The 13,681-nt window shown below is 44.7% G+C and carries 11 protein-coding genes; 1 reads left to right on the forward strand and 10 read right to left on the reverse strand.

Annotation, left to right across the window (positions count from 1 at the left end; genetic code table 11):
* Positions 1-55 precede the first annotated feature (55 nt).
* On the forward strand, positions 56-730 hold the full coding sequence (locus RJ41_RS03885; protein ID WP_039217207.1) for a haloacid dehalogenase type II: 675 nt from the start codon (positions 56-58) through the stop codon (positions 728-730).
* 133 nt (positions 731-863) lie between these two features.
* On the opposite strand, the gene RJ41_RS03890 is transcribed toward RJ41_RS03885, so the two are convergent.
* The 10 genes from RJ41_RS03890 to RJ41_RS19460 all read right to left on the reverse strand — a co-directional run bounded on the left by RJ41_RS03890 (position 864) and on the right by RJ41_RS19460 (position 13,492).
* A complete protein-coding gene (locus RJ41_RS03890; RefSeq protein ID WP_014947949.1) occupies positions 864-1,124 on the reverse strand; it encodes a hypothetical protein in 261 nt (86 codons plus the stop codon).
* Positions 1,125-1,555: 431 nt separating this feature from the next.
* A complete protein-coding gene (locus RJ41_RS03895; RefSeq protein ID WP_039217211.1) occupies positions 1,556-2,602 on the reverse strand; it encodes a protein-glutamate methylesterase/protein-glutamine glutaminase in 1,047 nt (348 codons plus the stop codon).
* Positions 2,603-2,604: 2 nt separating this feature from the next.
* Positions 2,605-3,222, reverse strand: a complete 618-nt coding sequence (cheD, locus tag RJ41_RS03900) for a chemoreceptor glutamine deamidase CheD (RefSeq protein WP_039217214.1) — start codon at positions 3,220-3,222, stop codon at positions 2,605-2,607.
* Positions 3,223-3,230: 8 nt separating this feature from the next.
* The gene (locus RJ41_RS03905; RefSeq protein ID WP_039217215.1) at positions 3,231-4,061 is read right to left on the reverse strand and encodes a CheR family methyltransferase; all 831 of its coding nucleotides are present in this window, start codon (positions 4,059-4,061) and stop codon (positions 3,231-3,233) included.
* A complete protein-coding gene (locus tag RJ41_RS19455) occupies positions 4,061-6,976 on the reverse strand; it encodes a methyl-accepting chemotaxis protein (protein WP_039217411.1) in 2,916 nt (971 codons plus the stop codon). Before RJ41_RS19455 ends, RJ41_RS03905 begins: the two co-directional genes overlap by 1 nt.
* A 101-nt stretch (positions 6,977-7,077) precedes the next feature.
* The gene (locus RJ41_RS03915; protein ID WP_039217217.1) at positions 7,078-9,384 is read right to left on the reverse strand and encodes a methyl-accepting chemotaxis protein; all 2,307 of its coding nucleotides are present in this window, start codon (positions 9,382-9,384) and stop codon (positions 7,078-7,080) included.
* A gap of 4 nt (positions 9,385-9,388) precedes the next feature.
* The gene (locus tag RJ41_RS03920; protein ID WP_039217220.1) at positions 9,389-9,892 is read right to left on the reverse strand and encodes a chemotaxis protein CheW; all 504 of its coding nucleotides are present in this window, start codon (positions 9,890-9,892) and stop codon (positions 9,389-9,391) included.
* Positions 9,889-11,811, reverse strand: a complete 1,923-nt coding sequence (locus tag RJ41_RS03925) for a chemotaxis protein CheA (RefSeq protein ID WP_039217222.1) — start codon at positions 11,809-11,811, stop codon at positions 9,889-9,891. The genes RJ41_RS03920 and RJ41_RS03925 overlap by 4 nt, the downstream gene beginning before the upstream one ends.
* Before the next feature lie 38 nt (positions 11,812-11,849).
* On the reverse strand, positions 11,850-12,215 hold the full coding sequence (locus tag RJ41_RS03930) for a response regulator (protein ID WP_039217225.1): 366 nt from the start codon (positions 12,213-12,215) through the stop codon (positions 11,850-11,852).
* A 65-nt stretch (positions 12,216-12,280) separates the two neighbouring features.
* On the reverse strand, positions 12,281-13,492 hold the full coding sequence (locus tag RJ41_RS19460; RefSeq protein WP_039217228.1) for a methyl-accepting chemotaxis protein: 1,212 nt from the start codon (positions 13,490-13,492) through the stop codon (positions 12,281-12,283).
* Positions 13,493-13,681: the final 189 nt, after the last annotated feature.

Below are 13,681 nucleotides of genomic sequence, written 5' to 3' on the forward strand. Positions count from 1 at the left end.
ACAAGCTAAAAACGAAACGTACCGTTTACTATCATCAACTATAGGAAGGTGAATCGTGACGCCAAAGGTTATTTTCTTCGATATTAATGAAACACTACTAGACATGCAGGCCATAAAAACAGGCTTAGCGTCGGTGCTAAACGGCGATGAGACACTGGTAGACTTATGGTTTGCTAACTTATTGCATCACAGTTTAGTGGATGTTGCGTCTGGACAGTTTCACGATTTCATTGATATTGGAGCCGCAGTGCTTACCATGGTAGCTCACAGTAAGGATATATCTGTTGATGAGGCTACCGCAAAAGATATCATCAAACAGCATATTACCCGATTGCCAGCGCACGACGATGTTGTTCCTACATTAAAGGCGCTTCAAAGTGCTGGTGTAACCTTGGTCGCCCTTTCAAACTCATCTAAAGCCGGACTAGACGCACAGCTTGAGTTTGCCAATATTAAGCCCTATTTTTCCCATGTATTAAGTGTGGAAAGTGTACGTACCTACAAACCACATGCTGCGGTTTATCACTGGGCCTGCCAACAGGCTAACGTAAAGAACAAAGACGCCATGATGGTGGCTGCACACGGATGGGATGTGAGTGGTGCTAAAGCGACAGGTATGCAAACCACATTTGTAGAGCGCCCGGGCAAAATGATGTACCCGTTGGGACTCGCACCTGATCATAGTATTGGTTCGCTTACCGAACTTATCGCAGTAATAAGATCGCAATGATTCAGCTTGATGAAAGCATGAACGGCGGTTACTGCCGCGCCGCTTTTTAAATTGCAACGTAATAAAAGTTACTCAAGCACAAACAAAAAAGTCTTACCGTGGTAAGACTTTTTTCATGCGAAGTACAACATGTTTAAACTTTTGCTAGCTCTGGCTGGTTTGGTTTAAAACCTTGAGTGCTACAAGAATTGCGTTTCGTTTCTAGTGCGCTTAATTGACGCTTAAGCCATGACTTCTGAATACCTGACTTAGCTGCGTCCATTTCAGTGCTTACGCGAGTGATTTCTTTTCCGACGTTCACGCATGCTTTCTTATTCGGTTCAAAGCCGCCATTAGCCAAAACAGAAGAAGAAAACATTAAAGCTGATACTGCTATAAGCGTTTGCTGTTTCATAAGAGTCCCCAACTACTCGTTATAATCCCGGGTTAGTGTCATACCGTAAGAATGAGCATATATTTGCTCTAAAATCTGTAAGAAATATAGCAGACCTTTTATTCTAGTTAGGTACTACAAAACATACTCAGTAATAAAACTTCGCCTACCTTGCTTTTGCTAACACACATAAGCCATTGTCTTTTATATTATTATGTCGACAATGATTTACCTTACCATGTCACTTACGTATCGATTTTTATATTTTTACGCACTAAATAGTGAGCCTATCCATAGTATCGGCTACAGCAACAGCATTCTGTAGCAGCATTACCCACTATTAAGCGTAGCTATTAAAACACCTTAGCTTTGCTGGAACAAGAAAAGTTATAACAAACCTTTTACAGGTTTTAGGACAGAAATTGCATTTTGTAAGTATTTACTCACTACACTTACAAACGACTACCAGCCGAAAGCTTCTCTACTGTTTGCATGACGCTTCTGCCCATATCATCTAAGCTCACTACGCGCTTCGCTGCCCCTTTTTCAATGGCAACTTTGGGCATACCAAAAACAATGCAGCTTGCTTCATCTTGGCAAAATGTTTCACAGCCGGCGTTAAACATTTCGTGTAGACCACTAGCGCCATCACTGCCCATACCGGTAAGCAAAACCCCTAATGCATTGCTGCCAGCACTTTTGCATATAGAATTAAATAGCACGTCCACTGAAGGCTTATGTCCCGACACACGAGCACCGTCGGTCAATCTAATACGGTAGTCAGCACCGCTTCTTTCAATTTCCATGTGCTTATCGCCTGGTGCAAGATACGCCTGTCCTGGTAGTAAACGCTCTCCGCCTTTAGCTTCTTTAACCTGCATTTGACAGACAGAGTCTAACCGACGTGCATAGGTAGACGTAAACCCAGCAGGCATGTGCTGAGTGATCACCGTGGCAGGCGCGTTAGCAGGGAAGGTTCGCAGCACCTCTTTTATGGCTTCGGTACCGCCAGTCGATGCGCCTATAGCAATGAGCTTTTCTGTACCTGAGTAACTGACTTTATTTACAGAGGTAGCCTTAGCAGGCGACGCTTTCTTTACTTTTGAGCGTGCGGCAGTACGAATTTTATCAACAATTAATTCGTGATATTCCGCCATACCTTGTGCCACGCCAATTTTAGGTTTGGCAACAAAATCTATTGCCCCTAGTTCCAGTGAGCGTAAGGTGGCGTCAGCTCCTTTTTCTGTCAGTGTTGAAATCATTACCACCGGGGTTGGCTTAGCATTCATTAGCACCTCTAGAAACCGTAAGCCATCTACTTTTGGCATCTCAATATCTAGTGTAATTACATCGGGCGACTTTTCGAGTACCAGCTTTTTGGCGACAAACGCATCTGGTGCGGCACCTACTAATGCCATGTCTGGCTCACTTTTAATTATTTCGCTGAGTATTTGGCGAATAAGCGCTGAATCATCAACTACCAACACTTTTATTGTCATGACTAGTCCTCAAATAAATCTACACTGCCGCTTGGCGCTTGCTTTGATAGCTCCCAGCGGTGCTGGCTTTCTCGCTCTATAATGGTTGCGTTGTTTAGCTCGTGAATGCGCTTCATCAACACCTTGCCGTTACTTGGAAAAAAGTACACTTTACGAGCGTACATATCACACAAGTCGCTCGCTAAAATTGGTATGCCCTCGATTTCTAAGAACTGGGTTACAAATTCAGCATTAAATTTACCCACATCATTTTGAACGAAAGAGGGCACAACCTTCCCTCCTCCAAAGACTTTTGCTTTGAGTCGTTCTTTTTTTGCGCCTACTTTAACAAGTTCGTTAATTAGAATTTCCATTGCATGCACACCATACTTTGCTGCCATTCCCTGCGCTTTCTCAAATTCGCCAGCCGACTTATTCACACTTGGCAGCATAAAATGATTCATACCGCCTATTCCCGTAGTAGGGTCGAACAAACACGCTGCAACGCACGAACCGAGTACCGTGACCAACATTTTGTCCTGAGAGGTTACAAAGAACTGTCCAGGTAACAGCTTTACCGCTTCTATAGAAAAACGCTTGTCGTAGTAGCTTATAGGCTGTTCAAAATTGGGCGACGCCACTGTCTCTCCTAATCGACGGGGCGATAAATGGTTTTCCCCACCGGTCTCACAAGATTAGTATACATATTGAAATTTTCAGAATGTCCGGCCATATATAATCCCGATGGCTTCAACATGCCGACCATTTTTTGCAATACTTTTAGCTGCGTTGGCTTATCAAAATAAATCATCACATTTCGGCAGAATATAACGTCAAGCGGCCCCTTAACGTCCCATTTAGCATCGGTCAGATTCAGTTTTTTGAACTGCACCATGTTACGAAGCTCATCCACCACTTTTACTTTGCCTTCGTTAGCCCCTTTTCCTTTGTGGAAGAACTGCTTTTGTCGGTGCAGAGGAATTTTCGCAATAGAGGCTAAGGGGTAAACGCCAGCCTTAGCTTTAGCCAGAACTTTACTGTCTATGTCGGACGCAATGATCTTTACCTGCGTTTTAAAACTGCCGTACGCTTCAGCCACTACCATAGCGATTGAGTAAGGCTCTTCGCCGGTTGAGCTGGCAGCGCACCAAATGTTAGTAACGTTATGCTGACTAAGATAATCAGCCAGCGCAGTAAAATGGTGCGGCTCTCGAAAAAAGGACGTTAGATTCGTGGTTAACGCATTGATGAACTGCTCTAACTCCGATTCCGACTTGTTGACTAAAGCTAGGTAGTCATTAAAGCTACGCAGATTTCTTGCCCTTATCCTACGTGCAAGCCTGCTATACACCATCGCTTCTTTCGCGTCAGATAAGTTGATCCCTGCTTTTTTGAACAACATTTGCTGCACGTTTTTGAAGTCCGCCTTTTCAAAGGCGAACTCCCTAGTGCTGTCTTGTTTTGAAACAACCGTAGTCATCAGAATGATTCCCACTCGGCTTCGTCAGGCATAGCAGGCGTGAGTGCCTTAGCCTGAGGCGTACGCTGCACCTGTGCTGTCGGTAGGCGCTGAGGTTGACGAAAATTACCATGAGTCAGTGCCGCGACGTGCTGCTGGTCACTGCTTAGCCCCTTGCCTACTTCAAAGACAGAAACCCGTTCATTTAACTGTAATGACTGCTGCTTGAGGCTATCAGCCGCTGCCGCAGCCTCTTCCACCAGCGCGGCGTTTTGCTGAGTCATTTCATCCATTTGAATTACGGCTTTACTCACCTCTTCAATGCCAGCGGCCTGCTCGGCAGACGCCGCAGCAATTTCTGACATTATGTCGTTCACTCGTTTAATAGAGGTCACCACTTCAGCCATGGTCTCACCGGATTTCACTACCAGCTGATTACCGCTTGCAATTTTACTCACCGAGTCAGAAATAAGCTCTTTAATGTCTTTTGCGGCTTCTGCAGAACGCTGCGCTAAGTTACGCACTTCAGAGGCCACAACGGCAAAACCACGCCCCTGCTCCCCTGCTCGCGCAGCTTCTACGGCGGCGTTTAACGCCAGTATGTTAGTTTGGAAAGCAATACCGTCGATAACACCGATAATGTCTGAGATTTCCTGAGCAGAGTCATTTATTTGTGTCATGGTATCAACAACTTCACTGATAACCTCTCCCCCCTGGGACGCTATTTGGCTTGCCTGCGCTGCAAGGCCATTGGCTTGCTCGGCATTCTCGGCGTTAAGCTTAACGGTTCCAGTTAGCTCTTCCATGCTCGACGCTGTTTCTTCAAGACTTGAAGCTTGTTGCTCTGTGCGGCTTGATAAGTCGGCATTTCCAGTCGCAATCTCGCCCGATGCAACATTAATGGTTTCTACCGCTTCATTAATGCTGGTGATCGTACCGCGCATTTCATTAATGAATTGGTTGATTGCTTCACCCAAGACAGCAAAATCTCCGTCTAGCGCGTGGTCGATATTAACGGTGAGATCGCCCTCTGTAAGCTTGGTCATTACATGCTTAATTTCCTCTACTGCTTGAGTTCGGCCGGTAATATCGGTAGCAAATTTGACGACGCGGAATGGCTTGCCATTGTGGTCCAAGATAGGGTTGTAGGTAGCTTGGATAAAGATTTCTTTACCGTTTTTACCGACTCTACGATACTCACCAGATGAATAAGTGCCGCTACGCAGCGCATCCCAAAATGCGGCGTATTCTGGGCTTGCGCGGTAAGTTGGGTCGACAAACATGCTGTGGTGCTTACCTTTAATTTCTTCTAAGGTGTAGCCCACCGTATTTAAAAAGTTTTCATTGGCATCCTGAATAATGCCGTCCATATTGAATTCTATGACCGCTTGTGACTTACCAATGGCGGCTAACTGCCCTTCAAAATAAGCATTTCTTACTTTTTGTTCGGTAATGTTGCTAGCGTATTTCACCACTTTTACTACATTGCCACTCATATCTAAAATGGGGTTGTAGGTTGCTTGAATCCATACGTCTGAACCATCTTTAGCAACACGATGAAATTCACCAGAATAAAACTGGCCTTCTGACAACTTCTTCCAAAAGGTGCGATATTCTTCAGATTCACGTTCCTGTTTAGTGACAAAAATTCTGTGGTGCTTTCCTTGGATCTCATCTAGTGCATACCCAACCGTGGCCAAGAAATTATCGTTTGCGGTCACAATATTGCCGTTGGGGTAAAATTCGATGACGGCTTGCGATTTACTTATCGCATCTATTTGACCTGTGTTAAATGCATTCTGCAGTTTTTGTTCAGTGACATCGGATGCGTACTTCACCACTTTCTGGGGCTGACCGAACTCGTCAAAAATAGGGTTGTAAGACGCCTGGATCCAAAGCTCGCTACCGTCTTTTTTTACTCGCTTAAACTCGCCTGACTTAAATTCACCCTTTTTCAAATCACGCCAAAATGCCGCATATTCGGGGCTCATTTTGTAATTGGGCTCAACAAACATACTATGATGTTGACCTTGAATTTCACTCAAGTCATAGCCTGTAGTAGCACAAAAGTTTTCGTTAGCGTGTTGAATCACTCCATCTAAGTCAAACTCGATGACAGCTAACGATTTATCGATGGCGTTAATCTGACCTTCATAATCTGCGTTCTTACGCTTTTGCGCTGTGATGTCGGTAGCAAATTTAACAACGCGTACAATATTACCTAATTTGTCATAGATAGGATTGTAAGAAGCTTGGATCCAAATTTTGTCTCCGTTTTTTGCTACGCGGCAATACTCACCGCTACTGCGTTCGCCATTTCTCAGCCCTTCCCAAAACTGGTTGTATTCGTTAGACACGCCATAATCTGGCAATACGAATAGGCGGTGATGCTTTCCTACAATATCCTCTTTTGAATAACCCGTTACTTTAAGAAAGTTGTCGTTGGCATCTTCGACAATACCTTCCGGTGTAAATGAAATAATGGCTTGGCAACGGTCCAGCCCATCAAGCACGCCCGACTTATGCTGTAACTCTTGATCGTTTATCCACTCCACCATTGTGCCAAGCTTCTCACCCTCCACGCTTTTTATCGTGGTCAGGTTCAATGTAAAAAGTAAGTCGCCTACAGGCAGTAGAAAGGTATCGCTACTATTACAGGTGTTATACCGCTGACTTAAGTCACTGCTATTTGCGAAGAAGCCTGCAATCGAGGTGCCGGTAAAATTTTGAAGGTTGATGTTAGGAAGCGAGCGTGAAAACTGCGCTTCATATTCTGCCGCAAGCTGTTTGAATGCTTTATTAGCAAACGTAATTGTGCCTTCTGCATCGACCAACATTAAGCATGCAGTGCTTTCACTTAATGCTTGCTCTTGAAAGCGTGAAAGACTTTGCGCAGCAACCAACTCTTCATTGTGAAATATATTAAAAACACCCATAACATCACCTATTTTTTGTAGCGCTACGTGCTGAAGCGCTGAATAAAATTTTAAGTAATAAAAAAGGCGAATTCCCTTTTTGAGAATTCGCCTTTCGTTAACTAAAAAGACTCCCATTCGTCATTGTTTGGCACTTTTGGAGCTAACTTCTTATTTGTTTTTAGCATGGACACTGAAGCCACTTTTTTATCTGTTAATACATGAGGCTTTTTTTGCGGTTTAGCTTCTTCAATATCCGCTTTACCACCAATGTTAAATGTCGATACACGTTCAGATAAATTGCCCGCTTGCTGCTGTAAGCTTTCTGCAGCCGCCGCCGCTTCTTCTACCAGCGCTGCGTTTTGCTGCGTCATTTCATCCATTTGTACTACCGCTTTACTCACCTCTTCGATGCCTGAAGCCTGTTCAGAACTCGCCGCCGCAATTTCCGACATTATGTCGTTTACCCGCTTGATAGAGGTCACCACCTCTTCCATTGTCTCACCAGACTGATTGACGAGTTTATTGCCCCCATCAATTTTGCTCACCGAGTCTGAAATAAGCTCCTTAATTTCTTTTGCCGCTTCAGCAGAGCGCTGAGCCAGGCTTCGTACTTCTGACGCAACAACGGCAAAGCCGCGTCCCTGCTCCCCCGCTCTTGCTGCTTCTACAGCGGCATTTAGCGCAAGAATGTTGGTTTGAAATGCAATGCCGTCGATTACACCGATAATGTCTGAGATCTCTTGTGCCGACTCGTTGATTGACGACATAGTGTCGACGACCTGACGGATTAATTCACCGCCACGCGACGCTATTTCACAGCTTTGTGACGCTAAACTGTTGGCTTGTTCCGCGTTTTCAGCGTTGAGTTTTACTGTACCGGTAAGCTCTTCCATACTCGACGCCGTTTCTTCTAGGCTTGACGCCTGCTGTTCAGTGCGACTTGAAAGATCAGAGTTTCCTGTGGCTATTTCAGATGAAGCAGTATTAATGGTTTCTACTGCTTGGTAGATGGAACCAATAGTGCCAGACATTTCGCCAACAAACTGATTTATAGCATCGCCCAATACTTGGAATTCGCCTTCAAACTGCTCATCAAGTTCAGCAGTTAAGTCACCTCCAGATAAACGGGTCATCACATCGCTGATAGAACCGATAATACGGCGCATGTCATCTATAAAGCGGTTGATTGATGTGCCAAGCTCTTTAAACTCACCGTCAAACTCATGCTCGATACGACAATCTAAATTCCCCTGAACCAGTTCACCCATGGCTTTTTTGATATCGCTTATAGCTTGCTTTCTACCCGTGATATCAATGGCATATTTCACTACGCGATGGGGTCTGCCGTTTTGATCCAAAATAGGGTTATAAGATGCCTGGATCCACACCTCTTTACCGCCCTTGCCCACGCGCTTAAACTCGTCGGTGAACTGCACGCCTTGGCGTAACTGTTCCCAAAACTGGCTATATTCAACGCTACGCTTGTAATCATCATCTACAAACATGCTGTGATGTTTGCCTACAATCTCATCAAGACTGTAGCCAACCGTATTGATGAAATTTTCGTTGGCGTTCAGAATTTTTCCTTCAAGGTCGAATTCAATAACCGCTTGAGCTTTGTTAATTGCGTTTATTTGTCCTTCGAAGTAGGCATTGCGCAACTTTGTTGCTGTAATATCTGTAGCGAATTTAACAACGCGAATAACCTTACCTTCGCCATCAAGAACAGGGTTATAAGTGGCTTGGATCCAAATCTCTTTGCCCATTTTGTCAAAACGGCAAAACTCACCGCTTTGCGGCTTGCCCGATTTTAGGTCACGCCAAAACTGCGCGTACTCTTCAGAGCGGATGTAATGGTTATCGCAGAACATTTTGTGATGATTGCCTAAAATTTCGTTAAGGCTATAGCCAAGCGCATTCAGAAAGTTGTCGTTTGCATTTTGGATAACACCATCAGCATTAAATTCGATAACAGCCTGAGCTTTGTTTAGCGTATCTAACATGGCACTTTTTATCAGTAACTCAGACTGGTCGACCCACTCAACCATAGTGCCTATATTTTTGTTGTCTTGGTCGAAAAAGGGCGTAAGCGTGAGTTTGAAGTTCAAATCGCCAATACTAATTGTAGAAGTCATCGTTGACTTCAGTTCAGCTAGAATATTGCGCTGATGAGACGGGTTACGGTGAAACTGATCGATATTCTGACCTTCCAGGTTGTCAGCAGAAAAACTGGGAAGAACAGCCTGTAATTTCTTTTCATTCTCTTTAAGCAATGTTTTCACAGACTGATTAGCATAGATGATGTTTCTATCGGCATCGGCCATCATGATGCAGCAGGTTGTAGCATCAAGCGCCTGCTTGTTTCTCAATGCTTGGTTTACATCCGTTGCTTTGGTGAAGTCTTCCAACCACGTCATAATCCCCATTGTTTCAACCCTCAACCACTTGTGTTTTTGTTTCAACTAAGCCCAATTCATTACTTGTAATTAAGCTCTCAATATTCACTAGAATCACCATATGCTCTTCAACATCTGCCAACCCGTGAAGGTATTTGCTATCAAACGCAACCCCGAACTCTGGTGGCGGCAACATGTCTTCTTCGGATAGGCGAATTACGTCAGACACCCCGTCAACGACAATCCCAACAATCCGGTCGTGGACGTTTAGCATGATGACGATAGTAAAGTCGTTGTAGGTGGCTTCACCGACGTTGAACTTAATGCGCAGATCCACAATAGGCACAATGTCGCCACGCAGATTAATTACTCCTTTAATAAAGCTTGGTGCGTTAGCGATCTTGGTGACTTGCTCGTAGCCTCGAATTTCTTTCACCGTTGTGATATCTAGGGCGTAGTGTTCTTCGCCCAACACGAAACTTAAAAATTCATTCTCTTTCGACGCACTGACGGCTTGCTGTAGGGCTGCTTCGCTCATAGTGAAACCTCTTCATTTGGAATGGTGGTACAGTTTGCCGCTACCGAGTCGGCATCCAAAATCATGGCTACCTTGCCATCCCCCATAATGGTGGCACCGGCAATCCCTGCGACTTTTTTGTAATGTTGTTCTAAGCTCTTGATGACGACTTGTTGTTGACCTACCAAAGAGTCCACCAGCACGCCATAGCGTTTCTTGCTGCTTTCTAGTAGCACGACGATGCCTTTGGTTGGCTCAGTGATGCCGTCATCGACTTGCATTAACTGGGTAAGCGACACCAGTGGCCAGTACTGGTCTCTAATCCACAGCACTTTATCATTGCCAAGTGTTTTCACTTGGGAAGCCGTGGGCTGGAAGGATTCGATAACATTGAGCAGTGGAATAACAAAAATTTGGTCGCCGACCGACACGCACATGCCGTCTACAATGGCCAATGTAAGCGGTAAGTGGATGTAAAACGCTGATCCCTCGCCTTGCGACGATTCAATTTCAATGCGTCCGCCAATCGATTCTATGTTTCTGCGAACTACATCCATACCGACGCCACGGCCGGACACATCGGTAACCTCAGCTGCGGTAGAAAAACCCGCTTGGAATATAAGCTGCCAAATTTCGCTGTCTGGCATGTCTGGCGTAACTGCCAAGCCGTTTTGCGTGGCTTTCTCTAAAATACGTGCTTTGTTTAGGCCTGCACCGTCATCAATAATACCGATGATGATGCTGCTGCCTTTCTGTTCTGCACTTAAAATAACCGTACCGTTTTCCGATTTACCTGCTTCAAGGCGCTTTTCAGGGCTTTCGATACCATGGTCAATACTGTTTCTGACTAAATGAGTGAGCGGGTCGACTAATTTTTCAATAAGGCTTTTATCAATTTCAGTGTTTCCCCCTTGAATCACCAGATCCACTTTTTTGCCTAGCTTCGATGACAAATCACGTACCACGCGAGGGAAGCGGTTAAACGTCATATTCACCGGTAGCATACGCATGGACATCACCGATTCTTGAATTTCACGGGTATTGCGCTGTAACTCATCTATTGCTAGCTGCAGGCGTTCACCTACTTGCCCTTCAACTTCTTGACCTACGTTAGAAAGCATGGATTGCGTAATAACGAGTTCACCGACTAAGTTAACCATTGCATCAATCTTGGTAGTGTCTACCCGAATTGATGCGGCTTCTTTTGTTGCCGCTTTTGGCTTAGTTTTTACCGGTTTCACAATCGGCTGTTTAGGGATGGCCGACTGGGTGACCTCTGTTTTTACGGGAAGATTTTCTGGTTCAAAGAAACCGAAGCCTTCATCAACCTTGCTGGTGTCACGGTTTGTTTCTGCGTCAGCCTGTGCGTCGCTAGATGTCGCTTCATCGTCAAAGAGCCCAAAACCTTCGATATCGCCTGCGCTATTTTCACTTTGCGCTTGAGCTTCAGACTCATCCTCATCAAAGAACCCGAACCCCTCAATCTCGTTGACTTCATCTTCGGCGTGTTGTTCGCAAGAACCCTGAGCTTCTTGCACAGACTGGCCTGATGCGCTCGCAAGTGTCTCTTCGAGTACTTTAATACTGGCATCAATTTGTTCTTGAGGAAGTTCTGTTTGCTCTTTGTAAGCAGACAAGGTGTCTTTGAGCACATCGAGGGTTTGAAGAAAGATATCAACAATATCAGACGTAACTTGGATTTCTTGGTTACGCGCCTTATCAAGCAGGTTCTCCATAACATGAGTAAGATTCATTAAAGCGTCGAAGCCAAAGATTCCGCTACCGCCTTTTATGGAATGTGCTGCCCTAAAGATACTGTTCAACTCTTCGGGGTCGGGAGCGTCCACATCCAAAGTCATGAGCAACTGCTCCATGTCTTGAAGGTGTTCGTCACTCTCATCAAAAAACACACCGTGGAACTGGTTTACATCAATGGTCATGATTGACTCCCGCTTGCCCTATTAAAACCGATGTTCGATTAGCCCAACACTCGCTTCATCACATCTAACAGCTTGTTTGGATCAAAGGGCTTGACCATCCACCCTGTAGCCCCCGCCGCCTTACCTTTGGCCTTCATATCATCGCCTGCCTCTGTGGTGAGCATCACAATTGGCGTCGAGCGAAAATTAGCTAACCCTCTTAGCGATTTGATTAGCGTCAATCCATCCATGCGAGGCATGTTTTGATCGGTAAGTACGAAATCAAATCGAGCACCCTGACATTTGTCTAAAGCATCCTGGCCGTCTTGTGCTGTAGTAACGTTGTAGTTCGCTGACTTAAGGGTCATTTCAACCATCTGACGAATAGATACTGAATCGTCAACAATCAATATGCTTTTGCTCATAATTCCATCACCTTTTGAATTGTCAAAATTGTTCTTACGTTGCTTTCTAGATGTTTTTCTTGCTGCTAAAAAAGTTCGACGTCGCCTGCATCCATGGAAGTGGCAGAAACTGGGTTGTGATCCGCTTGGCCTTTTTCTGTCAACGAATGTTGGTAGTTTTCTAGGTTTTCTCGCACTCGGCTTGCGCTTTCAGGGCTCAGCGTTGACAGCTGTTCTATAACGAATTCGATGATTTCACGGGTATACGTAAGGTTTTGCCCGTTAATATCACCAAACTGTAAACCTCTTATTGCCGCTGCTGTTGCATCAGCCAACTGTTGCCGAATAGCCTCGAGCTCACTAGCACCTTGTATGTCTGCTTCTGCTTTTTTTATGATCCCTTTAAGCTGTTCGCTAATCGCATCTTTTGCATTAACAACGTGAGAAATATCCTGAGAAGCAACAACTTCAGCAGTTTCGGTAAGTTTGTCGATAAGTGACCGAATGTTTTCTATTTGGGTTTTTATTACGTCGCTAAATTGTGTAGAACGGGTAGAAAGCGCACGAACCTCATCAGCAACAACGGCAAATCCTCGGCCGGCCTCACCTGCACGCGCCGCTTCAATGGCCGCATTCAAGGCCAGCAAGTTTGTCTGAGAGGAAATATCATCAATCCCACTTAGTGCTTCGATGACAGTAGGCATTGCCTGTTGGATGGTTTGGACCTGGGTTTCTAACGCTCTTGTAGAGTCTGTCATCTCGCTGGTCGAAGCGATAAATTGGGTTAGCGTAGCGTCTGTATCAGAGGCAAATGTGCGCATTTTGTCGGCGTAGGCACAGTCACTATTTTCATCATCGTTTAGCAGATTATTGATACTCGTTTCCTGTTGCCCCAGTAATGTTTGAAGTGAAATGAACGATTCGCTTAACGTACCCACCGCATCGCTTTGCGTAGAAAAAATATCACCAAGGTTAGATGAGGAGACCGACAATATGTCGCTAGCCTCAGATATTGCAATAGACATAGCATCTGTGTCTGAAAAAGTAGCGGGGGATGTGGAATGTTGCACTGCAAAATGGTTAGCGCCGGAAGTTTCTGATGTCTGGCTTCCATTTGTCACCTTCAGTAATACAAATAAAAGAAAAACCACACAGGCAGAGCTCAGTGCAAGGCCCAAATGCGCTGCCGATGTAAAGGATAAAGTCCAACTCCCCAACATCATTAAAAACGCGACTATGAAAGCGTTGCTCTTATTAGAGAAAAAGTTGTCCAGATAATTTGCTGCGATGGCGGCCACAATTTCACCTCAGTTATTACTACCGAGCTAACGGCTGTACAAAACACGATCAAATTATGATTTAATTCCAATATTCAACAATTATACTTTTGAATACTTTTATCAAACTATTACTTTGGTGACATTTGCGACACCTTAATTAAGACAAGAAAACATGAGGTTTGAATAGGGTGGTTGGTAAAGAAATTG

This window comes from Alteromonas marina (assembly GCF_000808575.1).
In the GTDB taxonomy this organism is placed as follows: domain Bacteria; phylum Pseudomonadota; class Gammaproteobacteria; order Enterobacterales; family Alteromonadaceae; genus Alteromonas; species Alteromonas marina_A.

Excerpts from the sequence above, each read along its gene's own strand:
- RJ41_RS03890 (WP_014947949.1), bottom strand. The coding sequence starts at position 1,124 with ATGAAACAGCAAACGCTTATAGCAGTATCAGCTTTAATGTTTTCTTCT.
- RJ41_RS03895 (WP_039217211.1), bottom strand. The coding sequence starts at position 2,602 with ATGACAATAAAAGTGTTGGTAGTTGATGATTCAGCGCTTATTCGCCAA.
- RJ41_RS03905 (WP_039217215.1), bottom strand. The coding sequence starts at position 4,061 with ATGACTACGGTTGTTTCAAAACAAGACAGCACTAGGGAGTTCGCCTTT.
- RJ41_RS19455 (WP_039217411.1), bottom strand. The coding sequence starts at position 6,976 with ATGGGTGTTTTTAATATATTTCACAATGAAGAGTTGGTTGCTGCGCAA.
- RJ41_RS03915 (WP_039217217.1), bottom strand. The coding sequence starts at position 9,384 with ATGGGGATTATGACGTGGTTGGAAGACTTCACCAAAGCAACGGATGTA.
- RJ41_RS03920 (WP_039217220.1), bottom strand. The coding sequence starts at position 9,892 with ATGAGCGAAGCAGCCCTACAGCAAGCCGTCAGTGCGTCGAAAGAGAAT.
- RJ41_RS03925 (WP_039217222.1), bottom strand. The coding sequence starts at position 11,811 with ATGACCATTGATGTAAACCAGTTCCACGGTGTGTTTTTTGATGAGAGT.
- RJ41_RS03930 (WP_039217225.1), bottom strand. The coding sequence starts at position 12,215 with ATGAGCAAAAGCATATTGATTGTTGACGATTCAGTATCTATTCGTCAG.